The 23,863-nt window shown below is 39.5% G+C and carries 22 protein-coding genes and 1 riboswitch; of the genes, 14 read left to right on the forward strand and 8 right to left on the reverse strand.

All coding sequences use genetic code 11. The features are described 5' to 3' along the window. Positions 1-62 precede the first annotated feature (62 nt). Together CA730_RS23440 and CA730_RS23445 are read left to right on the forward strand one after the other, a co-directional pair. Complete coding sequence (locus CA730_RS23440) at positions 63-317, forward strand: DUF2281 domain-containing protein (protein WP_096670988.1); 255 nt, start codon at positions 63-65, stop codon at positions 315-317. Then, positions 314-736 carry a type II toxin-antitoxin system VapC family toxin gene (locus CA730_RS23445; protein ID WP_096670990.1) on the forward strand — a complete coding sequence of 141 codons (423 nt, stop codon included), beginning with the start codon at positions 314-316 and terminating at the stop codon, positions 734-736. The genes CA730_RS23440 and CA730_RS23445 overlap by 4 nt, the downstream gene beginning before the upstream one ends. Before the next feature lie 162 nt (positions 737-898). Here the strand turns inward: CA730_RS23445 and petL are convergent, their stop codons facing one another. Continuing rightward, positions 899-991 carry a cytochrome b6-f complex subunit PetL gene (gene petL / locus CA730_RS23450; protein ID WP_035081422.1) on the reverse strand — a complete coding sequence of 31 codons (93 nt, stop codon included), beginning with the start codon at positions 989-991 and terminating at the stop codon, positions 899-901. Positions 992-1,121: 130 nt separating this feature from the next. Here petL and aroB point away from each other — a divergent pair, with 130 nt between their 5' ends. Next, a complete protein-coding gene (gene aroB / locus CA730_RS23455; protein WP_096670992.1) occupies positions 1,122-2,231 on the forward strand; it encodes a 3-dehydroquinate synthase in 1,110 nt (369 codons plus the stop codon). 143 nt (positions 2,232-2,374) lie between these two features. Here the strand turns inward: aroB and CA730_RS23460 are convergent, their stop codons facing one another. Beyond that, positions 2,375-2,740: a hypothetical protein gene (locus CA730_RS23460; protein WP_096670994.1), complete on the reverse strand. Its 366-nt coding sequence runs from the start codon at positions 2,738-2,740 to the stop codon at positions 2,375-2,377. 271 nt (positions 2,741-3,011) lie between these two features. Between CA730_RS23460 and CA730_RS23465 the strand changes: the two genes are divergently transcribed. Further along, the gene (locus tag CA730_RS23465; protein WP_096670996.1) at positions 3,012-3,947 is read left to right on the forward strand and encodes a glutaminase; all 936 of its coding nucleotides are present in this window, start codon (positions 3,012-3,014) and stop codon (positions 3,945-3,947) included. Here CA730_RS23465 and CA730_RS23470 read toward each other — a convergent pair whose 3' ends face one another. After that, positions 3,948-5,228 carry a hypothetical protein gene (locus tag CA730_RS23470; RefSeq protein WP_096670998.1) on the reverse strand — a complete coding sequence of 427 codons (1,281 nt, stop codon included), beginning with the start codon at positions 5,226-5,228 and terminating at the stop codon, positions 3,948-3,950. Between the two features lie 530 nt (positions 5,229-5,758). On the opposite strand from CA730_RS23470, the gene psaA reads away from it, so the two are divergent. Next, on the forward strand, positions 5,759-8,017 hold the full coding sequence (psaA, locus tag CA730_RS23475) for a photosystem I core protein PsaA (protein ID WP_096671000.1): 2,259 nt from the start codon (positions 5,759-5,761) through the stop codon (positions 8,015-8,017). Positions 8,018-8,184: 167 nt separating this feature from the next. Then, complete coding sequence (psaB, locus tag CA730_RS23480; RefSeq protein ID WP_096671002.1) at positions 8,185-10,416, forward strand: photosystem I core protein PsaB; 2,232 nt, start codon at positions 8,185-8,187, stop codon at positions 10,414-10,416. Positions 10,417-10,834: 418 nt separating this feature from the next. Here the strand turns inward: psaB and CA730_RS23485 are convergent, their stop codons facing one another. Then, the gene (locus tag CA730_RS23485) at positions 10,835-12,256 is read right to left on the reverse strand and encodes an NADP-dependent isocitrate dehydrogenase (protein WP_096671004.1); all 1,422 of its coding nucleotides are present in this window, start codon (positions 12,254-12,256) and stop codon (positions 10,835-10,837) included. A 308-nt stretch (positions 12,257-12,564) separates the two neighbouring features. Between CA730_RS23485 and CA730_RS23490 the strand changes: the two genes are divergently transcribed. Further along, entirely contained in the window at positions 12,565-13,281 is a 717-nt protein-coding gene (locus CA730_RS23490; RefSeq protein WP_096671006.1) for a GUN4 domain-containing protein, read from the forward strand. Between the two features lie 39 nt (positions 13,282-13,320). Here CA730_RS23490 and CA730_RS23495 read toward each other — a convergent pair whose 3' ends face one another. Both CA730_RS23495 and CA730_RS26545 read right to left on the reverse strand, forming a co-directional pair. Then, complete coding sequence (locus CA730_RS23495) at positions 13,321-13,656, reverse strand: XisI protein (protein WP_096671008.1); 336 nt, start codon at positions 13,654-13,656, stop codon at positions 13,321-13,323. Further along, positions 13,644-13,763, reverse strand: coding sequence for an element excision factor XisH family protein (locus CA730_RS26545; protein ID WP_407919758.1), 120 nt, complete (start codon positions 13,761-13,763; stop codon positions 13,644-13,646). The genes CA730_RS23495 and CA730_RS26545 overlap by 13 nt, the downstream gene beginning before the upstream one ends. A gap of 310 nt (positions 13,764-14,073) precedes the next feature. On the opposite strand from CA730_RS26545, the gene rnc reads away from it, so the two are divergent. From rnc to CA730_RS23520, 4 genes are all read left to right on the forward strand, one after another. Next, entirely contained in the window at positions 14,074-14,748 is a 675-nt protein-coding gene (gene rnc / locus CA730_RS23505; protein WP_096671010.1) for a ribonuclease III, read from the forward strand. Positions 14,749-15,106: 358 nt separating this feature from the next. After that, positions 15,107-15,303, forward strand: a riboswitch (cyclic di-AMP (ydaO/yuaA leader). Between the two features lie 99 nt (positions 15,304-15,402). Further along, on the forward strand, positions 15,403-16,257 hold the full coding sequence (gene ntrB, locus CA730_RS23510; protein ID WP_096671012.1) for a nitrate ABC transporter permease: 855 nt from the start codon (positions 15,403-15,405) through the stop codon (positions 16,255-16,257). A 125-nt stretch (positions 16,258-16,382) separates the two neighbouring features. After that, positions 16,383-17,825 (forward strand): ABC transporter substrate-binding protein, encoded by a 1,443-nt coding sequence (locus CA730_RS23515; protein WP_096671014.1) that lies wholly within the window; start codon positions 16,383-16,385, stop codon positions 17,823-17,825. Positions 17,826-17,856: 31 nt separating this feature from the next. After that, positions 17,857-18,690, forward strand: a complete 834-nt coding sequence (locus CA730_RS23520; protein ID WP_096671016.1) for an ABC transporter ATP-binding protein — start codon at positions 17,857-17,859, stop codon at positions 18,688-18,690. Between the two features lie 45 nt (positions 18,691-18,735). On the opposite strand, the gene CA730_RS23525 is transcribed toward CA730_RS23520, so the two are convergent. Next, a complete protein-coding gene (locus tag CA730_RS23525) occupies positions 18,736-19,620 on the reverse strand; it encodes a hypothetical protein (RefSeq protein WP_096671018.1) in 885 nt (294 codons plus the stop codon). Positions 19,621-19,811: 191 nt separating this feature from the next. After that, positions 19,812-21,464 (reverse strand): ArnT family glycosyltransferase, encoded by a 1,653-nt coding sequence (locus CA730_RS23530; RefSeq protein ID WP_096671020.1) that lies wholly within the window; start codon positions 21,462-21,464, stop codon positions 19,812-19,814. A gap of 111 nt (positions 21,465-21,575) precedes the next feature. Between CA730_RS23530 and CA730_RS23535 the strand changes: the two genes are divergently transcribed. The 3 genes from CA730_RS23535 (at position 21,576) to CA730_RS23545 (ending at position 23,788) form a co-directional block, all read left to right on the forward strand. Beyond that, the gene (locus tag CA730_RS23535; protein ID WP_096671022.1) at positions 21,576-22,223 is read left to right on the forward strand and encodes a class I SAM-dependent methyltransferase; all 648 of its coding nucleotides are present in this window, start codon (positions 21,576-21,578) and stop codon (positions 22,221-22,223) included. Positions 22,224-22,330: 107 nt separating this feature from the next. Then, positions 22,331-22,840, forward strand: a complete 510-nt coding sequence (locus CA730_RS23540) for a hypothetical protein (protein WP_096671024.1) — start codon at positions 22,331-22,333, stop codon at positions 22,838-22,840. Positions 22,841-22,900: 60 nt separating this feature from the next. Further along, entirely contained in the window at positions 22,901-23,788 is an 888-nt protein-coding gene (locus CA730_RS23545; protein ID WP_096671026.1) for a hypothetical protein, read from the forward strand. The last annotated feature ends 75 nt before the right edge of the window (positions 23,789-23,863 follow it).

The following is a 23,863-nucleotide window of genomic DNA, read 5'->3' on the forward strand; positions in this document are numbered from 1 at the left end:
AATAAAAATTAATGCTGATGTCATTTATAATAGAATAATAGCCGAGTAGTAGAGGTGAAACTATGACCATTGAACAAGCGGTTTTAGAAAACCTGCGAGAGTTACCAACCGATAAACAACAGGAAGTTTTAGATTTCATTCAATTTCTCAAACATAAATTACCACCAAAAAAACCAACTTTTAATTCTGACGGTGAAAATTTCTGGGAAATGACCTTACGATTTCGGGAACGGATGGAAAGAGAAGGTATAGAATTTACAGATGATGATTTTGCCAATCTTAGAGATCGTAGTCCAGGACGAGAGGTAGAACTGTGACTTTTAGTTTCCTTTTAGACACTAATATTATTTCGGAAATTAACAAAAAAGTTCCCAATAAATTAGTTGTTGATAAAATGAATCAGTACCAAGGTGAAGTAGTTACAGCTTCGGTAGTTATTCATGAATTATTATTTGGCTGTTTACGTTTACCTCCTGAATCTGGAAGAAGACGTTTTTTAGAAGATTATATTGAAGAAATACCTGTTAAAATGCCAGTTCTTGATTATGATATCAATGCTGCAAAATGGCACGCACAGGAAAGAGCTAGATTATCGAAAATTGGTAAAACACCTGCTTTTATTGATGGACAAATTGCCAGTATTGCCTTCTGCAATGACTTGATTTTAGTAACAAATAATGTGGCAGATTTTCAGGATTTTGAGGATCTGATAATTGAGAATTGGTTTATTAAATGAGGGACTAACTGTAGAACAAATTGCTTGGATACTTGAGTTAGAGATCGAAGTGGTGAAAACTTGCAATCAAACAGCAAAGTAATAAATAGACATTTGATAATCTGATTGAAACCGATACCTAAACCCACATAAAGTGGGTTTAATTAGCGTCTAATTCTAGGATTAGAGGATCTTAGCTCCGCGTAGACCGAATAACAAGCCTACAGCTACGCCCATAAACACGCCTAAAAAGACAATATATTCAACTACAGCCATTTGTTTTGCTCCAGATTAGTTACTTATTTCTATTCAATCATCAATAATTATTAAAGGGAACAGGGAATAGAAAAGAGGTTGTCAACTTGGGGTAAAATACCCAGACGAGTGATTATATTAGGGTTAGGGAATGAGTTCTGTAATTAAAGTAGATATACCAGAAAAATCTTATGATATTACCATTGCACCTGGGAGTTTAGATCAACTAGGTGAACAAATGGCGAGTTTGAAACTAGGTAAGAAAGTATTGCTAGTTTCCAACCCGATGATATTTAAATATTATGGCGAAAGAGCGATCGCCTCTTTAGAAAAAGCCGGTTTTCAAGTCGTCAGCTACAACCTACCCCCTGGTGAACGCTACAAAACCCTCAACTCCATTCACAAACTCTACGACATTGCCCTCGAAAATCGCCTAGAACGCTCCTCCACAATGGTGGCATTAGGAGGAGGTGTAATCGGTGATATGACAGGCTTTGCCGCCGCCACATGGCTCAGAGGCATCAATGTCGTGCAAGTCCCCACCAGTCTCCTCGCAATGGTAGACTCAGCTATTGGTGGAAAAACTGGCGTAAATCATCCCCACGGCAAAAACTTGATTGGTGCATTCCATCAACCCAGTTTAGTTTTAATTGACCCAGAAGTCTTAAAAACCTTACCCGCTAGGGAATTTCGAGCAGGAATGGCAGAGGTGATCAAATACGGTATCATTTGGGACACCGAACTGTTTACTCAACTAACAGCAAGTAAACACCTTGACCAACTCCGCTATGTGAAATCCGACCTGATAAACAGCATATTAACTCATTCCTGTCAAGCAAAGGCAGATGTTGTCGGCAAAGATGAAAAAGAATCTGGAATCAGAGCAATTTTAAATTATGGTCATACTATCGGTCATGCAGTAGAAAGCCTCACCGAATACCGTTTATTCAAACATGGTGAAGCTGTCGGTATTGGTATGGTAGCAGCCGGAGACATTGCTGTAAAATTAGGACTTTGGACACAAGCAGACACAGAACGTCAAAACGCCTTAATCAAAAAAGCAGGTTTACCCACCCAGATACCCGCAGATTTAGATATTGAAGCTCTTATTGATGCTTTGCAATTAGACAAAAAAGTTAAATCTGGCAAAGTCCGCTTTGTCCTACCAACCCAAATTGGTACAGTCAAAGTTACCGACGAAGTACCAACAGAAATAATCAGAGAAGTATTAAAGGTGGGGTCTCAGCAATTCTCATCTTGAAACGAGTTTGCGCCATTTCAGCGATCGCCGGATTTGTTAAGAATTGTAAACCCCTATGAATGTAAGGGTTTAAATGTCATGAAACCTTAAAATGAGAATTGCTACGGGGTCTCCCCGCCCTTTTTAACTAACACCAGATCGTGCTAAACTGGCAAAGGTGCTGAACCATTCAATTGCCGAGCAGCATTGATGCAAACTGGACAATCACAGCCAAATAGCTTGATAGCAAGATCACTTTCAGCATCGGAAAATTCTAGTTCTTTAGAATTATTTGTATCCGCTTGTGCCACTTGCATAGGTTCTTTAGCAACGCTCAAAGGAGTATTACTCACCTGTATACATACCTTTTTCGGAGTTGCTGAATGGGGAGACATGACACAAGATTCATGAGTACCAGCAGTGTCACCTGTTTGACTAGCATGAGCAGGTCTAGCCATCATCACCATAGATAACATAGATGAGAACAAAACTGGGCTAGAAATCAAAGTTAAAATAAATCTTTTGTTCATGTACTGTTAAAAACCTTGTTATTAGGGAAATAAACCAACTTATCTTTTCCGACAACTTGGTTGTTAATCAGTCTATCTTATCTAAGAAGAGGAAACAGGGAACGGGTGACAGGTAACAAGGAACAGGGAATAGGTAGCTTTTTACTAATTACCCGTAATCACTAATATCACGTAAGTTTTCGGCTTTGCGTTTAAAATTAATTACATAAAATTAGAGTAAATACTCATTAAGATATAATCCAGATTATGTTCTGATTTGAGGTTTAGGCTTGTGCTAGGAATAAAAAGCATTAATATACATAATTTATCTATTTGGGTAGAACAAGCCAAAACCCAAGCAGCAGAAGGTAAAGTTATTGAACGCATTCCCAAATTAGCTACGGTTAATCCTAACTCATTCGCTGTTTATATAAGTTGTGAATCAGGAGAAAATTATAGTTTAGGAGATACCGATTGTGTATTTCCATTCATGAGTGTCATTAAACCATTTTCTCTACTATACCTACTGGAATATTACGGAGAAAAACGGGTTTTGCAATGGGTTGGGGTTAAACCCTCGGATGCGCCTTTTAATTCTTTATTGCAACTAAAAGAAGATTATGGATATCCTCGCAATCCCATGATTAATAGTGGTGCTATTACCCTCGCTGATAAGCTACCAGGAAAAAATGGAAACGAATGTACACAATTGTTTTGTAATTGGTTAAATAAATTAGCAGGTACTCAAATATATATAGACACAGATATTCTAGCTTCAGTTCGTGCTAGTCACTCTCAAATAAATATAGATATTGCCAACTATCTCTACGAATCTGGAAATTTAAATAATATTGAATTATCTCTAGACGTTTATGAACAAATATGCTGTATATCTGGACGGGTAGAAGATTTAGCTAAACTGGGAAGAATGTTAGCCTGTAAAAGCGAAATTATAAATAACAAACACCGTCAAATCGTGAATACGGTAATGTTAAATTGCGGTTTATATGAAGCTTCCGCAGAATATGCTGTAAAAATTGGCTTACCGATAAAATCGGGTATTGGTGGTGGACTTGTTGCCATCATACCAAATCAGGGAGCGATGCCTTCGGCGAGCGCTGCTATTGCCAGCTACAGTCCTGCTTTAGATATTGTAGGTAATCCTATAGCTGGTTTAGCACTAATGGAAACTTTATCTCAAAATTTGCAACTGAGTATTTTTTGTTAATTACTCCTGAATTTGAGATTGCTTAGGTGAACCTATATCTGGTTTATCCAGATTCAATTCTTTTGTTTCTGTGACTTTTGTTTCTGGAGTTGGTATAACTTCAGGAAGTTTAACTTCAGGAATTGGTTGTTTTTCGACTTTAGTTTCTGGAGTTGGTGTAACATCAGGAAGTTTAACTTCAGGAATTGGTTGTTTTTCGACTTTAGTTTCTGGAGTTGGTGTAACATCAGGAAGTTTAACTTCAGGAATTGGTTGTTTTTCGACTTTGGTTTCTGGAGTTGGTGTAGCGGTAGATTCAGCGCCTGGAATCTTAGCTGTATAAGTTGCGTCTACAATACCCCGAACTTCATCTGCTGTCAATTCCCCTCTGACAATTTTAGAAAGAGTATCTTGACCATTGGGTTGGTAATTAATTAGTCTGATAGTAGTATTAAAGGCATTTTTCACAGGTTGTCCTTCATTATCAAGGAATTCCAGTTTTACCCAGGTTTTACCAGGTTTAAAGCCTTTAAGATAAATAGGTTGCCAACGATCAAGAATAAAGCTTTCAGCATTAACTGTACTGCGAATGCGCCAATTACTCATCGTATCGTCAGGATTAGTTTCAGCAATACTGTGTAATGGTGCATTAGTTAGGTAGAAGTCCAGCATAATTGGTTCTGCGCCATAACCACCATTGGGACGACTGTAAGTAAGTAGGGGTAATTTAGAATCTGGGTTGTTTTCCTCAGTTTTCGTCAAAACGTGAAATGTAGTTTGAGCATAAGCACCTTCATTTTTAAAACTTTCATGCCATGGACGAGAAGCAAAAACGCGAAGAGTATGTGTACCTGGAGATAAATCTGACAATACCACCGGCTGATTTAAGTCATAAACAGCTATATAAGGTTGATTGTCCAAAATTAGGTGCAAATGGGGTCCAAGTTGCCATTGAGGGTCTTTAAATATCGGTAAGTCCTTAACCTGCAAACGGACTTTAACTATATTGTCTGGAAGAATTTCATCTACCTGGGGACTGAGGATGCTGACTTGGGGTTGATAACCCTCTAGGCTAGGACGCAATGCTTGAATAACATCAGGTGGTGCAGTTTCTGAAAAAGTCCCAGAAATTTCTGAGGCTGGGAGCGTTTTCATGAAAGGATTGGTGGATACTTCCTGGCTATTTGCTGCTTCAACACAACTACTTAAGTTTAAAACTAGCACTAATGTAACAAGCCACTTAATAATTGGGAATCTCTTGGAAAAAAGTTGATCAAAAAATTTTCTGCACCCAGTGTTCATGTTTTTATTCCGTAATAGTTTTTAACAATTAACGCCATTATTGTGACGCAAATTATGACTCATGGACTATGGATAAGAGCATAAATCTACTACCAAAGTTATAAATTTACCTACTTTTATCTGATTAAAATGTCGAATAAGTGATTTTTTTGACTTATTCTCAGAAAATAAATTTGGTTTCAGACCGCTGATTTTAGATAAAAGTAGCCAAATAGCAGTAGTTTGAGCGGCTTTGCGTATGAATCATAAGTTTTCCAAATTGTTGTTCTTTGTAAATTAAATGAAGAGTCTATTGACTTTTGGACAATGTATAGGAACTTATAAAGCCGATTAGACAATAAATTTGGCTATTTTTAATTATTGTTAACAGGTCTATAACAATGTGCAAGTTCAGACTCTATAATTCAACAGAAACAACTTTTCTTTTCCACACGGCAACCCCATCGCTAATCCAGAGCAATCTGAAAACGGCGACTGTGTTATTCTAGGTGGTATTCATGATTCCCCATTCCTTATAGAGAGGAGGTCGAATGACGATTAGTCCTCCGGAGCGAGAGGAAAAAAAAGCAAGAGTGATCGTTGACAATGACCCGGTTCCTACCTCATTTGAAAAATGGGCAAAGCCAGGACATTTCGACAGATCCTTAACCAGAGGTCCAAAAACCACAACCTGGATTTGGAACCTCCATGCCCTCGCCCATGATTTTGATACACATACAAGTGATTTAGAAGACATTTCCCGCAAGATATTCGCCGCTCACTTCGGCCATTTGGCTGTAGTAGCAATCTGGTTGAGCGGAATGTTGTTCCACGGCGCTAAGTTCTCTAACTACGAAGCTTGGCTGGCTGATCCATTAGGCATTAAGCCCAGCGCCCAAACAGTTTGGTCTATTGTTGGTCAAGACATTTTGAACGGTGATATGGGCGGCGGTTTCCGCGGCATTCAAATCACCTCTGGCTTGTTCCAAGTATGGCGTGGCTGGGGTATCACTAGCTCCTTCCAGCTATATGTAACTGCAATTGGCGGCTTGGTATTAGCAGGCTTGTTCTTATTTGCTGGCTGGTTCCATTACCACAAACGCGCTCCTAAACTGGAATGGTTCCAGAATGTGGAGTCAATGCTGAATCATCACTTATCAGTGTTGCTAGGCTGTGGTTCTTTAGGATGGGCTGGTCACTTAATCCACGTTTCTGCACCAATCAACAAATTGTTAGATGCAGGTGTAGCAGCTAAGGACATCCCTCTGCCTCATGAGTTGCTGTTTGATACAGCAAAAATGGCAGAACTTTACCCTGGTTTCGCTAGTGGTTTAACACCTTTCTTCACCTTAAACTGGGGGGCTTACGCTGATATCCTCACATTTAAGGGTGGTTTAAACCCAGTTACAGGCGGCTTGTGGATGACTGATATTTCTCATCACCACCTAGCGATCGCTGTACTGTTCATCATTGCTGGTCATATGTACCGTACCAACTGGGGTATCGGTCATAGCATTAAAGATATTCTAGAAGCGCATAAAGGTCCTTTCACTGGCGAAGGTCACAAAGGTCTTTACGAAAACCTCACCACTTCTTGGCACGCTCAATTAGCTACTAACCTAGCTTTCTTGGGTTCCTTGACAATCATCATCGCGCATCATATGTACGCGATGCCTCCCTACCCTTACTTGGCAACTGACTACGCAACACAATTGTGTATCTTCACTCACCATATTTGGATAGGTGGTTTCTTGATTGTTGGTGGTGCTGCTCACGCAGCCATCTTCATGGTGCGCGATTACGATCCCGTTGTTAACCAAAACAACGTTCTAGATCGCGTGATTCGTCACCGTGACGCTATCATTTCTCACCTCAACTGGGTTTGTATTTTCTTAGGCTTCCACAGCTTTGGTTTGTACATCCACAATGACACCATGCGTGCCTTGGGTCGTCCCCAAGATATGTTCTCCGACAGTGCAATTCAACTACAACCAGTATTTGCACAATGGGTGCAAAACCTGCACACATTAGCTCCTGGTAATACAGCACCTAACGCTCTTCAAGTAGTTAGTCATGCTTTTGGTGGTGGAATTGTTGCTATCGGCGATAAGATCGCTATGATGCCCATTACATTGGGTACAGCGGACTTTATGGTTCACCACATCCACGCTTTCACCATTCACGTTACTGTTCTCATCTTGCTCAAAGGTGTACTGTATGCCCGTAGTTCTCGTCTGATTCCAGACAAGGCTAACTTAGGCTTCCGATTCCCTTGCGATGGTCCAGGTCGTGGCGGTACTTGCCAAGTTTCCGGTTGGGATCACATCTTCCTCGGACTCTTCTGGATGTATAACTCCTTATCAATTGTAATTTTCCACTTTAGCTGGAAGATGCAGTCTGATGTATGGGGAACAGTAGATGCAGATGGCACAGTAAATCATATTACTGGCGGCAACTTTGCTGAAAGTGCTATCACCATCAACGGTTGGTTACGTGACTTCTTGTGGGCGCAAGCTACACAGGTAATCAACTCCTACGGAACTGAATTGTCCGCTTACGGACTCATGTTCTTAGGCGCTCACTTTGTTTGGGCGTTCAGCTTAATGTTCCTGTTCAGTGGTCGTGGCTACTGGCAAGAATTAATTGAGTCCATTGTTTGGGCGCACAATAAACTGAAAGTAGCCCCAACAATTCAGCCTCGCGCACTGAGCATTACTCAAGGTCGGGCTGTAGGTGTGGCTCACTACCTATTAGGAGGAATTGCTACCACTTGGGCATTCTTCCACGCACACATCCTTTCAGTAGGATAAGAATCAGTGGAATTTTGGTGAGGCAGCGCGGTCTTGGGGGTTTCCCCCATGAGCGACTGCCGAACCCGTAGGGATTTTGGATTTGAGATTTAATCCAAAATCCAGAATCTAAAATCTAAAATTTTGCTGACAAATAATGGCTAAAGGTCAGAGGACAGATCACACCTATGGCAACAAAATTTCCAAAATTTAGCCAGGATCTCGCACAGGACCCGACTACTCGTCGGATTTGGTATGCGATCGCTACAGGCAACGACTTTGAAAGCCACGATGGCATGACGGAAGAGAATCTTTACCAAAAGATTTTCGCTACGCACTTCGGTCACTTGGCAATCATCTTCCTGTGGGCATCCAGCCTCCTGTTCCACGTGGCCTGGCAAGGTAACTTTGAACAGTGGATTAAAGATCCCCTTCACGTCCGTCCCATTGCCCATGCAATTTGGGACCCTCACTTCGGTGAAGCCGCAGTTGAAGCTTTCACTCAAGCCGGTGCAAGCAACCCTGTAAACATTGCTTACTCTGGTGTTTATCACTGGTGGTACACCATCGGGATGCGGACAAACAGCGAACTATATACTGGTTCTGTTGGTTTGCTCTTGTTGGCAGCATTGTTCCTGTTTGCTGGTTGGTTACATTTACAACCCAAGTTCCGTCCTAGCCTCTCTTGGTTCAAGAGTGCTGAACCCCGTCTGAACCACCACTTGGCTGGTTTGTTCGGTGTTAGTTCTCTAGCTTGGGCAGGTCATTTGGTTCACGTTGCTATTCCTGAATCTCGTGGTATCCACGTAGGTTGGGATAACTTCTTGACTGTAGCTCCCCATCCAGAAGGTTTAACTCCTTTCTTCACAGGTAACTGGGGCGTTTACGCTCAAAACCCTGACACCGCTGGCCAGTTATTTGGTACTTCCACGGGCGCTGGGACTGCGATTCTTACCTTCTTGGGCGGTTTCCACCCCCAAACAGAATCCTTGTGGTTGACTGATATGGCTCACCACCACTTGGCGATCGCAGTTTTGTTCATCATCGCCGGTCATATGTACCGGACTAACTTCGGAATTGGTCACAGCATCAAAGAAATGCTGAACTCCAAATCCGGTTTAATTCCCGGTAGCAAGAGCGAAGGTCAGTTCAACCTGCCCCACCAAGGCCTTTACGACACCATCAACAACTCCCTGCACTTCCAGTTGTCATTAGCTTTGGCATCTTTGGGAACTATCTGTTCCTTGGTAGCGCAGCATATGTACGCGCTGCCTCCTTATGCGTTCATCGCTAAGGACTACACTACACAGGCAGCGCTGTACACCCACCACCAGTACATTGCTGGTTTCTTGATGGTTGGTGCTTTTGCTCACGCAGCAATTTTCTGGGTTCGTGACTACGACCCCGAACAAAACAAAGGTAATGTCCTTGACCGGATGTTACAACACAAAGAAGCGATTATTTCCCACCTTAGCTGGGTATCTCTCTTCTTAGGTTTCCACACATTAGGTTTATATGTTCACAACGACGTAGTTGTTGCGTTCGGTACTCCTGAAAAACAAATCTTGATTGAGCCAGTATTTGCTCAATTCATCCAAGCTGCTCAAGGTAAAGCTCTGTATGGCTTGAATGTACTGTTGTCTAACCCCGACAGTATTGCTTACACCGCTTACCCCAATGCTGGTAACGTTTGGTTATCTGGCTGGTTAGATGCCATCAACTCTGGAACAAATTCCTTGTTCCTAACAATTGGACCTGGCGATTTCTTGGTTCACCACGCTTTCGCTTTGGCTATCCACACCACCACCTTGGTACTCGTTAAGGGTGCTTTAGATGCTCGTGGTTCTAAACTGATGCCCGATAAAAAGGACTTCGGTTATGCGTTCCCTTGCGACGGTCCAGGCCGTGGCGGTACTTGCGATATCTCCGCATGGGACTCTTTCTACCTGTCTATGTTCTGGATGTTGAACACCATTGGTTGGGTAACCTTCTACTGGCACTGGAAACATCTAGGTATTTGGCAAGGTAACGTTGCTCAGTTCAACGAAAACTCTACCTACCTGATGGGCTGGTTCCGTGACTACCTCTGGGCTAACTCTGCTCAGTTGATTAACGGTTACAACCCCTACGGCATGAATAACTTGTCTGTTTGGGCTTGGATGTTCCTCTTTGGACACCTAATCTGGGCAACTGGTTTCATGTTCCTCATCTCTTGGAGAGGTTACTGGCAAGAGTTAATTGAAACCTTGGTTTGGGCGCACGAACGTACTCCTTTAGCTAACTTGGTTCGCTGGAAGGACAAGCCCGTTGCTCTATCCATTGTTCAAGCTCGTGTGGTTGGTTTAGCTCACTTCACTGTTGGCTACATCGTCACCTACGCAGCGTTCCTCATTGCCTCTACTGCTGGTAAGTTTGGTTGATCCTAACTACTGGTTTTAGGTAATTAAAAATCCCCTGCCGTGAGGTGGGGGATTTTTTTAATGGGCGGGCAGGATGCCCACCCCACAAGATTTTTTTGAAATTTAGATTTGTACATTAATTTGTACATTAAATATTAACTAGATTTTCTGTTTAGCGGATCTCAATAACTCAATAAGTATAACAACGCGAGCTATCGCACAACGTATCCTAAAATTAAATTAGCTACAATATTGATGTTACATCATAACATACCCCTGAGTCTATGTTAATAGTTACAGCGATTTCCAATCATATAAGCTACATCTTAGCCCCCTCATCGCTTGCGGGGAGGGGGTTGGGGGTGGGGTTCTTGTTCCAGGTTTGATGACAATTTGCTGTAATAGGACGGGAAAACCCCGCCCCTACGGTTAATTGCTATTAACCGAAATATTTGATGATTGCGTCTGCAAATTCAGAACACTTTAATGGTTCTACAGGTGGTTCCATTAACCGCGCTAAATCATAGGTAACTTGACCATTAGCGATCGCATCACCCAATCCTTTTTTAATTAAATCTGCGGCTTCTTGCCAACCCATATATTCCAGCATCATCACACCGGAAAGAATCACCGAACCGGGGTTAATTCTGTCTAAGCCCGCGTGTTTTGGTGCTGTCCCATGAGTCGCTTCAAAAATCGCGCAGGAATCGCCAATATTTGCCCCTGGACCCATGCCTAAACCGCCAACGATAGCAGCAGCCGCATCGGATAAATAATCACCGTTCAAGTTCATTGTCGCCAGAATAGAATACTCATCTGGTCGAGTTTGAATTTGTTGAAAGATACTATCAGCAATGCGATCATTGACCATGATTTTCTCTTTCCATTTGCCGTTTCCGTGACTGTCCCAAATTGTATTGAGAACTGTTTCAACTTCCTTAACAATTTGCGCTTTTTTCTCTGGAGTCAGGGAATCAAAACCAGGATCAATTTCATGGGCATTTTCTTCTAAGGAAATATTGGGGTTTTTCTCCTTATTACCCAAAATCCAAGATTCCCGTTCTGTCACGCACTCTTGACGAAATTCGCTGGTTGCTAATTCATAACCCCAATCCCGGAAAGCGCCTTCTGTGTATTTCATGATATTGCCTTTATGCACCAAGGTGACTTGTTGCTTATTTTTGGGTAATAACAAGGCGTGTTTGATGGCGCGTCTCACCAAACGCTGAGAACCAGTTTTGCTGATGGGTTTGATGCCGATACCAGCGTCGAGGGGAATTTGCTTTTTACCGTGTTCTGGGGTAGCAGGTATCAATTCCTCATTCAAGAATTTTATCAGGCGATCGCCGATTGCACTACCTTGCTTCCACTCAATCCCCAAATAAATATCTTCCGTATTTTCCCGATAAACAATCACATCCAGTTTTTCAGGAGTTTTGTGGGGAGAAGGAGTTCCAGCGTAATAACGACAAGGACGCACGCAAGTATAAAGATCAAAAATTTGGCGTAATGCCACATTTAAAGACCGAATCCCCCCACCGACAGGAGTAGTCAAAGGACCCTTAATAGCTATGCCATATTCTTTAATCGCCGTCAATGTATCCTGCGGCAAATACTGATATGTACCATATAGATCACAGGCTTCATCACCAGCATAAACCCTAAACCAGCTAATTTTTCTTTTGCCCTTGTATGCTTTAGCGATCGCCGCATCAAGCACATTTTCCGTCGCCGGCCAAATATCTATACCCGTACCATCACCACGAATAAAAGGAATAATCGGATTTTCAGGAACAACCGGTTCACCATTTTTGAAGGTAATTTTCGCGCCGACAGTGGGAGGAGTAATCTTTTCGTACATAATTCACACATTCCAAATACAAGAAATTCACACATTCGTAGGGGCGCAGGTCCTGCGCCCTCAGATCCAGGGACTGCACTCTCGGCAATTGTAACCCCTGGATTCTATGACCCCTTACCTGATAAAGTATTGTTAGTTAGGATTTCGCATAAGCCACCAGTAGTGACTTTTTTAGACACACACTCAAAGGCTTTCCAGATTTACCCAAGATTTGGAGTAAACTACTTTTCGCTATTCGTCCTTCATTTTGTAGAATAACCGATAGCAATAAATAGTTTATTCACGCTCACGCTAACACGAGTAACGGCATGACAGACCCAATGATTGTATCAGGCACTACAAATGATCTCGACTCCCTCCGCCAAAAGTTAATCGCTGGGTCCGAAAAAGTCCAACAACAAATCATCCCGCAGTTAGCTGACTTGGGTAATGATGGGTTAGATGTGTTGAAGGAATTTTTGCTGAAACGTCGTGATACCCCAGCAACTTGGATTGATGGTAAAGTCTACCAAGTCATCTATAATACTGATGCACTGACAGATCAAGAATTTCTACAAACTAACTTTCCTGAAGGAATTGTACCTCTAAAATCGGACTGTGGGATCAGTTACAATTCTTTGCAAAAGTTGCTTGCAGATCAAGATTTTCAAGCAGCGGATCTCTTGACAATTCAAAAGATGTGTGAAGCCGCAGGACCCCAAGCAGTAAAAAGAAAATGGTTGTACTTTACAGAAGTAGAAAATTTCCCCATTCAAGACTTACGCACCATTAATCAACTCTGGGTAGTTCACTCAGAAGGTAAATTTGGCTTTTCCGTACAGCGCGAAATTTGGTTAGGTTTAAGTAAGAATTGGGTCAACTTGTGGCCAAAAATTGGCTGGAAGGATGGTAACAACTGGACAAGATACCCGAACGGATTTACCTGGAATTTAAGCGCTCCTAGAGGTCATCTACCCCTCTCTAATCAACTACGTGGGGTGCGAGTCATGTCTTCCTTATTGTCTCATCCTGCTTGGACTAAGTAGTTATATTCTCGACTTCTTCAAGAAGTCGGGGATCTGAGATTAACCCACAGCAAGACCTGTATATTGTCTCATCAAAGGCTCATGAAAAGCTAAAACAATATCTTCTTTTGGTACTCCCAATTTAACCAACTCATCGGCCATCGCAATTTCCGTTCCATCATGTTGTATCCAAATTTTGCCATCTTTAATATCAAGATGTAAAACACAACCATGCTGTCTGCGTCTGTTTTTCCAACCAACATACATTAGCTGATAATGATTGCCAACAGGATCAAAAATCAGTTGTTGCTCAATCTCATCTTTCTTTGAACCTATTTGAGCATACTCTCTGATAACTTGTTGAACATAATTTTGATATTGCTTTAGTTTTTCCATACTACAATTTCCTCCTGAATCGGATCATAAACAATAATTTTAAGTTGATAATGTTCCACAACTGTTTTGATAAATTGCAATTGAAAGAAAGCGTGATAAACACCCAAAGGAACAGCTAAATATAAAACTCATATAAAACTCTTTCTGATTCTTTTTGTTCTAATGCGAAACGATAATTAAAAAAAAGCTTTGGACAATTTGTGGATATGGTTGTCAAGGAAGGTAAAATTAGAAAACAGAATCAGGAGTTGTTTTTAATTAAATTAAATCAAATAGCTGCCTAAAATACCCTCTTGAAATCGGTTTTAAAAACTTTACAATCCCAGTTTATTAAAATAACTGGTTTATGATAACCGCATCTTGCGGTTTTTTCATGTTTAAATAAAATTCATCTTACCAACAAAACTAAAAAATAAAATGCACAAACTTCTCACATTCAATAACGAAAAACTCCTACGTCAAGCACTCACCCACCGTTCCTATGTTAACGAAAACCCCGGAGAAGGGGAACATAACGAGCGCTTAGAATTTCTCGGTGATGCTATTCTCAATTTTTTAAGCGGTGAATATCTTTATGAAAAGTTTGCTGCAAAAGGAGAAGATGAATTAACTCGTCTGCGTTCCGCATTAGTAGAAGAAAAACAACTGGCAAAATTTGCGATAGAAGTAGGTTTAAACTTTAGAATGAGATTAGGAAAAGGAACAATTAGAGATGGCGGTTTTCAAAATCCTAACTTACTAAGTAGCACCTTTGAGGCTGTAATTGGCGCTTACTATTTAGATAATGATCGGAATGTTTCACCACTTCGTGACATTGTTAAACCATTATTTGATTCTGCCTCAGAAAACATTGTAGAAATCCGTTCTAATGTAGATTCAAAAAATAGGTTTCAAGAATTGGTACAAGCTAAAGGTATCACAAATCCCCCTAAATATGTAACAGAACAAATAGGGGGACCATCTCACGCGCCAGAATTTAGAGCTAAAGTATTAGTAGAAGGTAAAGAAAAGGGAGAAGGTAAAGGAAAGAATAAAAAAGAAGCCGAAAAAGCTGCTGCTGAAGATGCGTTAGCGAAATGGAAAATTCCCTAGCAATTTCCTCTGAGTCAAAGCCTTGTGTAGCGAGACCATTCCAAACTACTGGAAAGCTCATTGTATATTCGTTTTGACTTTTGACGAACGCCCTGCGGTACTAGAGCTTTTAAAGTTTCATTAATCCCCTAAAAATAAGAAATAAACAAAATTACTCAAGTGAATTAATTTTATAATTCTTAATAGTTACTCTTGTATATATGCCTATAGATACAGATTTTTCTGAGGACAATTATAGATAAGATTTACTACTGAAAATATAGGATACTCATAAAACGGTAGTAATTAAGTAACCAATATTTATTCCCAATACTGATGTTATCACTAGATATCAATGTTATTATGCTATCATTAATTTCAAGTAAGTCAGCCTAGTCCAGCAAATAACAATCAACATTGCTGGAACGGAGGAACCAAATTGTGGGGCGTATTTTTGTCTTAATTAGTTTAGGAATTTGAGGTTTAAAACTCAAAAATAATTCAAAATTGAGCAAGAAAGGGGATCTCTCAACCCTAGCCCGTCAGCTAACTTCGTAGGCAATGAGAGGAGACTGAAGAGACAGAATTTTAATTATTTTCTGATCTTATCAGTGTCCAAGGTTGGTACTAGTTAATATTTGCGTACCCAAGCTGAACTCTGCTGAGGTGAAATAAATGATATTGCAACTAAATTTAGCTGCCATTGTTGCAGTTGCTGGGCAAACTGTTTGGAGAAAAGCCAAACCTATAATTTTTCAAGATACTTTCTTATTTCCCTCATTAGGTTGTTTAGGAATTATTTTATTGTGGTGGGTGGTAGCACTTGCTAATCATGAATTAATGCCCACACCACCAGAAGCTTTAATTGCTAATTGGGACTATATATTACATCCATTCTATGAAAGAGGTCCGGGTGATTTAGGCGTTGGTTGGTTATTATTAGCAAGTTTACGGCGGGTAATATTAGGATTTGGCTTAGGTGCATTAGTCGCAATTCCTTTGGGATTTTTGATCGGAATTTCTAGACCGGCAATGTTAGCTTTTAATCCCATTATTCAGATTTTCAAGCCTGTATCACCACTGGCTTGGTTGCCGATTTCTTTATCTTTGTTCAATTTAGCAGATCCTTCGGCTATTTTTGTGATTTTCATTACGTCGCTGTGGCCGACAATTATTAATACGGCTTTGGGAGTTTCTAGTGTACCAAAAGATTATTTAGATGTAGCACAAGTCCTAGAAATGCCTCGTTGGCGACAAATTACTAAAATTATTTTACCTGCAAGTTTGCCTTATATTTTTACAGGTTTGCGAATTAGTTTGGGGATAGCTTGGTTGGTAATTGTGGCTGTAGAAATGCTCACTGGTGGAATAGGAATTGGCTTTTTTGTGTGGGATGAATGGAGTCGTTTAAATCTAAGTTCTGTATTTTTAGCTGTGTTTGTAATTGGGTTAACTGGGTTGATTTTAGATTACGGTGTAAGCAAAATTCAAGAATTAGTTACTCACCGTCCTGGAAGTTTAAAAATGTAACCGCAGATATAAGATGATGAACGCGGATAAACGCAGATAAATTTGTACTTCAGTTTTTAGATGATAGATAGAAGATTGGGAAATTTATCCAACAACTTTCATAAAATCCCAAATGATAAAAAGGTATGACTGAAAATTATTTAACTCGCAGAGATTTTATTGCAGGAATAGGGGCGACAACTGCGGGAATAATATTATCATCCTGTGCTGTTTCGGGAGATAGGTCTGCTAATAGACTTACAGAAGAAGCTTTAGCGGTGACACCTGTAGTCAAGTCCCAAGATTTAGAAAAACCGGACATTACTGTTGGTTATGTTCCTGTTAATGATTGTGCGCCATTTGCGATCGCTTGGAAAAAAGGATTTTTCCGCAAATATGGCTTAAATGTTACACTCAACCGCGAAGCCAGTTGGGCTACCTCCCGCGACGGCTTAATTTTTGGTCGTCTCGATGCTTCCCCCGTCGTCTCTGGCGCTGTTACTAACGCTAGAATAGGTGCAGAAGGTGCGCGTCATGCTCCCTTATGTGCAGCAATGACCATCCACCGGCATGGTAACGCTATGACCATGAGTAAGGATATCTGGGACTATGGCATCCGTCCCTGGTATGAATATCAACAAAAATACGGTGATGGGGCTTTAGAAGCATTTGGAAAGGACTTTCGCGGCTATTTTGACAAACAACCCCCAGAAAAGAAAGTTTGGGCTGTAGTCCTCAGTTCTGCCATTTATGAATACTTTGCTCGCTATCTTTCTGCTGCTGCGGGTATTGATCCTTTGAAAGAATTTCGGGTGATCATTGTTCCCCCTCCGCAAATGGTAACAAACATGAGAATTGGCGCAATGCAAGCTTACATGGTCGCCGAACCTTGGAACACTAGAGCAATTACAGGTAATGAAGGTATCGGTTTTACCTTCGCCCAAGGTAAGGAGATTTGGCATGGACACCCAGATAGACTCCTGGGAGTCATGGAATCTTTTATTGTTAATAATCCCAAAACTTACCGATCTTTAGTCAAAGCAATGATTGAAGCTTGTCAATATTGTAGCAAACCTGAAAATCGCCAAGAAATAGCCGAATTACTCACAGAACGTTCTTTTACCGGGGCAAAACCTAAAAAGCCCGGTGTTCCTATTACTAAGTTTACTGGACCGGGAATTATTGGCAATTATAACTATGGTGGTTTTGATGGTAAAGACCGCACAATTAAAGCAGATGATACGACAATTTTTTATGATCTTCCTAACAGTATTCCCCATGCCATAGGAGAACATTCCACATTTTTATGGCGTTCTAGTAGCATTTGGTTAATGACTCAAGCAGCCCGTTGGGGACAAATCAAGGAAATTCCTAAAAATGCTGAAGAAGTAGCCGCAAAAGGTTGGAGAACCGATTTATATCGAGAGATAGCCGCAGAAATGGGAATTGAATGTCCCCAAGATGATTATAAAGTTGAACCTCCTGAAGCATTTATAGATAAAAAAGGATTTGATCCTAGTGATCCTGTAGGATATCTTCATAGTTTTGATATCCGTGCTAACGCTCCTGCTCAATTTTTTCAATCTTAAAAATAGTTAATTATATCAAAGGTAATTAATCATGGAATATACAGCTCTGCCACATCAAACTTTTACAGAAACTTTGCAGCGAAACGGATTTTTAGAAGTAGAAAATTTAGTTAAATCTTATCCAACCCAAGATAAAGGACAATTCACAGTTTTAGATAATGTTAATTTGACTATTAATGAAGATGAATATATTTCTGTAATTGGTCATTCTGGTTGTGGTAAATCCACATTATTAAAAATAATTGGTGGTTTTGAAAAAGCTACATCTGGTTCGGTTCGCTTAGATGGAAAAGAGATTCGTAAACCAGGGGCAGATAGAATGATGGTATTTCAAAATTATTCATTATTACCTTGGTTGACTGTCCGCGAAAATATCCGTTTAGCAGTAGATGAAGTTCTCAAAAATGCCAATCGGGCTGAAAAAATTAGCATTGTTAATGAACATTTGGCAATGGTAAACCTAACCCCAGCAGCAGATAAATATCCTGATGAAATTTCTGGAGGAATGAAACAAAGAGTTGGTATTGCCAGGGCTTTAGCAATTCGTCCGAAAATGTTATTAATGGATGAACCTTTTGGGGCTTTAGATGCCTTAACTCGTGGTAAATTACAACGTCAAGTATTAGATATTTGGGAGCATCACCGGCAAGCGGTGATGATGATTACTCACGATGTGGACGAAGCAATATATATGTCAGACCGCATTATTTTAATGACTAATGGACCATCTGCAAAAATAGGAGAAATTTTAAAAGTTCCTTTTGAACATCCCAGAGATAGAATAGCCATGCGTAACTCCACAGAATATTTTGAACTCCGCAATCATGCTCTGAATTTTCTAGATCAAAATTTTACACCAGAGTAGGGGCAACCCCCCCGTGATTGCCTAGATTTGCTTAAATTTCTTGCCTTAATTACTAGAGACAACTTTCAATCCCGGAGAGTTTAAAATTTCAGTATTATCTTTTCTTACTATTAAAGTAGAGGTAGAATTACCATCTTCGGTTATAGGTTGTTCTAAAATGTAGACATAATCCCCATTTTGCCAAGCTGTAACACATTTACCATCTCGACAGGAGACTTTACCACCTGTTAACTGGAGACATTTACCATTAGTATCACATCCTTGGTAACTGACATCTCCTGTACCATTAACGCCATTCCAAGAATCAGTATTACTCAGAGTAATTGTCCATTTACCATTGCTTAAAGTTTGTGATTTACCATTTTTAGAATCACCGCTGGGTGATTTTTCCTCTGCACCTTCATTCACAATTTCCATTTTTGTAATAATGGATTCTTTGCGAGTTTTACCACAAGGTTCGGCACTTTGACAATCACTCAGTGATTGGATTTCATAAACGGCATTAATTTTTTTATTTAAAACCTTTTCTTCCTCAGCGCAAATTTCAAAAGTCGCACCAACATTGTGTTCAATTCCTTTTTTATCTACTAAAGTGACGTAACACATTAAATCACCATTGACTAATTTTGTAACTGTTCCCACCTTTGGTTGTTTACTTGCATCTTTATTAGTATTTTTATTATTGTCTAGGTTTTTACGAACCAGTTTTTTCTCATCTTCCTGATTGGTTTCATCTTCCTGAGTTTCTGATACTGGAGAAGATTCTTGGTTATCCTCTTTTTCCTCTACTGCTACTGAAGAACTTTCCCTTCGACTTTGTGTTACAGTATCACTCGAATCTTCTGGAACTCTATCCTGTGGTGTGATACCGCAACTTATCAGAGATATACAGCTAAGGATTATAGAAATTGTAGGAATTAATTTTTTCATGGTGAAATTACAATAGTTGAGAATATTCCTATATTCTAACACTAAGTAGGTTGACGTTAAAAATTGTTGTTATGGCAAGGAAATGGGGAACAAGGGAAAAGAGGTTTTGGGTAACTTTACTTTTCGTTACATATTTCTGTTTTTTCCGTTCACCTACTTAGCCCAGATTTAATCATATTTATCCTATATTTTTACTTATCATAATTATTTGCAGATAAAACTTGAATTAATTGATAATTTTTAAAACTACCAATAACCCGATAATTTGGTACTTTAATAGAACCTTGTTGATAAATCCAAGCATAACTAAAAATAGGTAACTGAGAAACTGAATCTACACTCTTACCATACTGGGGTGTATAAAAGTAAATTAACAAAGATTCTTTATCATTAAATCCTGTTCTTTTGACAAAGTTAAGCGGATGATTCTGCAAAACTCTATTAATTGGTTCTTGTTTGTAAAATACTCTAAAATCTGGGTTAAAATCACCTAATAAACCTAAATTACCTGCTGTAGCTACAGATAACCAACAACTAATTAATAAGCTACCTAGCCAATAATTAGAAGTTAGAAACTTACGATGATAATGAAACTTACCTATCCAGACTAACGGCACAATTAGGCTACTAAAACCAGAACATATCATTAAAATTGCATATTTGTGAATATTTACCTCACCCCAAACTACAATACTTATTCCGGCTAAAACTAAAATAATGCCTAATATTCCCCAAGTATAACTAATATTTCTCGGTAAAGAAATCATCTGATGAGATGAATGTTGATCATCAAATCCTTTTTGGTAAATTTTTCCTAACCAATCTAAACCCACCGCAGATAAAAAAGCAATAAATGGATAAATGCAAAGACTGTAATGAGATAAACGAGTGGAAAATATACTTAATTCAGTAAATAAGAGAATGGGAAAACCGATTAATATTAATGGATATTTAGAAATTGAATACCGAATTACTAATGTTATGCCTAATAAACTAAAAAATAACCAAGGAAAAGATTTTAAAGCTAGATTCCATACATAAAATAAAATGCCATTTTTATGTTGTTCATGACTACCTAGTTCTATTACAAATCCTAATAAAGCTCCAATACTATCGCTACCATAACGTAACCAGCTAAAATAAAGCCAAATTAAGGTGGGAGTTAAACCCACTAAAAACCCTAAATACAACATGGGGTTAGTTAAATGACGATGACGACGATGATCTATGATTAAATAAGGTAATAGTGCGAACATTGGCAGAAAAATCATCAAACTTCTCATCAAGAAACCTAGACCAAAACTTAACCCGGTGATAAAACCATATAAATGTCGTTTTTGGGGGTTTATGTCAGATTTTAATAGGAAGAAAATTCCTATAAATACTAATAATATAGTTGGTAAATCTGGTGTGGATAACCGACAATATTGTATCCACAAAAACTCTACACTTAGAATAATAATGCCCAGAAATGCTAATTTTTGAGATAAGAGAATTTCTCCCACTTTATAAATAACAAATATGCTCAAAATTCCCGCAATTATTGTCGGTATTCTCGCGGTTGTATCACTAATACCAAATATATGATAAAAAATAGAAATTAACCAATAAAAGCCAGGGGTTTTATGATGAGGATGACCCCAAGGTGATACCCAATCACCTGTTTCTAACATTTGTCTAGCTCTCAAAGCATAAAGTGTTTCATCATGAGCCATGAGACTGGTTTCCCCAGAAGTAAATAATAATAAAGGGAGTAGCCAAATTAATAATTTGCAATATGGTGATTGCCAAAATAGCCGAATTAATTGGATATTATTGATAATTGGTGGTGATTTAAAAAACATTTATGAATTGCAAAATATAGTATTTTTCATGTAAAATAATTGAAGTTATCAAAAATAACTTACCAATTAAAATACGAGCCAAAATTTTTAGATCAGGTAAAAAAGACATTTATGCTACTGCAACCAAATCAACGGATTAAGTTAGACGAATCGGATGATCAGTTATTCTATGATTACCCTCGCTTTGTCACTCATGTAGATGATGGTTTTATTCAACAATTAACTGATTTATATCGTCAGCGACTTCAAGCAAATATGCGTATTCTTGATATAATGAGTAGCTGGGTGTCGCATCTACCGACAGAGATAGATTTTGCTCATGTAGAAGGACATGGACTAAATGCTGAAGAACTAGCCCGAAATACTGGATTAAATCATTATTTTGTCCAAAATATCAATACAAATCTTCAGTTACCTTTTCCAGATCAAGACTTTGATGCTGTTATTAACTGTGTTTCTGTGCAATATATCCAATACCCAGAGGCGATATTTTCGGAAATACACCGGATTCTGAAACCCGGTGGGATAGCAATTATTAGTTTTTCTAACCGGATGTTTTTTCAAAAGGCAATTCAAGCTTGGCGAGATGGTTCGGAAGCTTTTAGAGTAGAATTGGTCAAGGGATATTTTACCTCAGTTCCTGGATTCACAACCCCCGAAGTGATTTGTTCGACCTCAATAGCACCAAGTTTTTTGCAGTGGTTGGGAGTAGCAGGTGGAGATCCTTTTTATGCCGTGATAGCTCAACGTCTCGCTTAGTTTTGTACTAATCAGTGTGGGTATTTCATAAGTGAGTTTTCTAGTTTGTAGGTGACAAAATAGTTGATAATTGCCTCACAAGCTCAAGTATCAAGGAGAAGCCAAAAATGGTGATAAATCGTGGGCGGAAAGTTTTAGCTGCTGTACTGCTATCAATAGTACTACTGACTACAGCTTGCGCGACAAAAGCACCTAGTCGTTTTGATCAAGTACAACAGGAAAGTACAAAGCAAAGAAGTGGACAGGCAGTAGTTAAAAGTGCAACTCAGGGTAGTCAATTAAATAAATTCTTCCCCAGTGGCGGAGATGGCTATGATCGAGTCTACACCCAAGAGAAAAAAGGCTTTTCTGAGGCAAACTTGAAAAAGGGTGGTAAAGTAGTTGCCCAACTCGCTATTTCTGATACTAGTAGCATACCAGGAGCAGCGGCTAAATTTGCTAACAGCACTGAAAAAATAGGCGGTTATCCGGCGGTAAAAGTTGGTAACACTCAAACTTCGGTTTTGGTGGATAAGTACCAAGTCAAGGTAATTTCTAAAAGTCCATCATTTACTGAGAGCGATCGCGCAACATGGATAGAAAAATTTAATCTTGATGGTTTAGCAAAGTTGAAATAGTTTAATCGCTTCCCTAGCTAACAACCGACGTTAATACAAAACATAGATAAGGAGAATTTTGTGAGTAAACCAATTCAGCAGTTAGTTGATGAACTACCAACCAGTAACTTGACTGTTTCCATGTTGAACGCTTTAGATTTTGTCACTCCTGGTGAATGGCACAATACAGTTGGTTTTGTGAATACCATTAAAACCGTTACTGGGGAAACTGACGAAGACTTAATTCAACAAATTGGTGAAAGAGCAATTTATTTATTTAACGATAAATCCCAAGGATATCAAACCGCCCTCTGGCTTTATCAAACCGTTGATGGTGCAGATAAGGCTCTGGGTGCAGCCGCTTTAGCTAACAAAATTGGGGGATCAATTCCCATGCTCGGTTTTTTAAACTCTCTGACTCCCAAACCAGACAAAGCTCAAACCATTGACTTAACCCTGAAATTGGTAGCTGAAGTCGTCGCCTTTTGTCAAATTAACGGTATTCCTGGAGATAGTATCGGCGATTTTGTTGGCTCTTTAGGTGAGTATGGCGGTGAGTCACTTATCCGCATGGTGGCATTAGTTTGTGTTGATGGTTTAATTCCCCTGGGACCCGACTTTATTAACAAAGCCTTATCTGGAATTAGTCAAATGAATCCTCAAGATTTAAACCAAAACTCGACTTTCCAAACCATCAAAAATACTATTCCTGGCAATGGCGATGCTGGTAAACTCGACTTTATCGGTAACAGTTTTCAATCAGTTAGCGGTTGGATGAGTGGACTTGTGAACAGCCATAATTTAACCCCACAAAAAGTAATTGGTAATTTGCAATCTTTTACGCAAATTGCTGATGATAAACTAGACTATCTAGCAGCATTTCTAGATATGTCTACAAATTACTATGAACACACAGGAACGCAGACTTTAGCACGACGTTTAATTGAACGAGCAGTAGCTGAAATTTAGAAATTAATTTAGTTACCGTAGGGGCGGGGTTTCCCCGCCCTCCGGCTATATAAGTATACAAAGTTAGACTTTTCA

The sequence above is a fragment of the Dolichospermum compactum NIES-806 genome (assembly GCF_002368115.1).
In the GTDB taxonomy this organism is placed as follows: Bacteria; Cyanobacteriota; Cyanobacteriia; order Cyanobacteriales; family Nostocaceae; genus Dolichospermum; species Dolichospermum compactum.

What these genes read in the sequence shown, in the direction of transcription:
- CA730_RS23440 (WP_096670988.1), top strand. Translation starts at nt 63, where the DNA reads ATGACCATTGAACAAGCGGTTTTAGAAAACCTGCGAGAGTTACCAACC.
- petL (WP_035081422.1), bottom strand. Translation starts at nt 991, where the DNA reads ATGGCTGTAGTTGAATATATTGTCTTTTTAGGCGTGTTTATGGGCGTA.
- aroB (WP_096670992.1), top strand. Translation starts at nt 1,122, where the DNA reads ATGAGTTCTGTAATTAAAGTAGATATACCAGAAAAATCTTATGATATT.
- CA730_RS23460 (WP_096670994.1), bottom strand. Translation starts at nt 2,740, where the DNA reads ATGAACAAAAGATTTATTTTAACTTTGATTTCTAGCCCAGTTTTGTTC.
- CA730_RS23470 (WP_096670998.1), bottom strand. Translation starts at nt 5,228, where the DNA reads ATGAACACTGGGTGCAGAAAATTTTTTGATCAACTTTTTTCCAAGAGA.
- psaA (WP_096671000.1), top strand. Translation starts at nt 5,759, where the DNA reads ATGACGATTAGTCCTCCGGAGCGAGAGGAAAAAAAAGCAAGAGTGATC.
- psaB (WP_096671002.1), top strand. Translation starts at nt 8,185, where the DNA reads ATGGCAACAAAATTTCCAAAATTTAGCCAGGATCTCGCACAGGACCCG.
- CA730_RS23485 (WP_096671004.1), bottom strand. Translation starts at nt 12,256, where the DNA reads ATGTACGAAAAGATTACTCCTCCCACTGTCGGCGCGAAAATTACCTTC.
- CA730_RS23490 (WP_096671006.1), top strand. Translation starts at nt 12,565, where the DNA reads ATGACAGACCCAATGATTGTATCAGGCACTACAAATGATCTCGACTCC.
- CA730_RS23495 (WP_096671008.1), bottom strand. Translation starts at nt 13,656, where the DNA reads ATGGAAAAACTAAAGCAATATCAAAATTATGTTCAACAAGTTATCAGA.
- rnc (WP_096671010.1), top strand. Translation starts at nt 14,074, where the DNA reads ATGCACAAACTTCTCACATTCAATAACGAAAAACTCCTACGTCAAGCA.
- ntrB (WP_096671012.1), top strand. Translation starts at nt 15,403, where the DNA reads ATGATATTGCAACTAAATTTAGCTGCCATTGTTGCAGTTGCTGGGCAA.
- CA730_RS23515 (WP_096671014.1), top strand. Translation starts at nt 16,383, where the DNA reads ATGACTGAAAATTATTTAACTCGCAGAGATTTTATTGCAGGAATAGGG.
- CA730_RS23520 (WP_096671016.1), top strand. Translation starts at nt 17,857, where the DNA reads ATGGAATATACAGCTCTGCCACATCAAACTTTTACAGAAACTTTGCAG.
- CA730_RS23525 (WP_096671018.1), bottom strand. Translation starts at nt 19,620, where the DNA reads ATGAAAAAATTAATTCCTACAATTTCTATAATCCTTAGCTGTATATCT.
- CA730_RS23530 (WP_096671020.1), bottom strand. Translation starts at nt 21,464, where the DNA reads ATGTTTTTTAAATCACCACCAATTATCAATAATATCCAATTAATTCGG.
- CA730_RS23535 (WP_096671022.1), top strand. Translation starts at nt 21,576, where the DNA reads ATGCTACTGCAACCAAATCAACGGATTAAGTTAGACGAATCGGATGAT.
- CA730_RS23540 (WP_096671024.1), top strand. Translation starts at nt 22,331, where the DNA reads ATGGTGATAAATCGTGGGCGGAAAGTTTTAGCTGCTGTACTGCTATCA.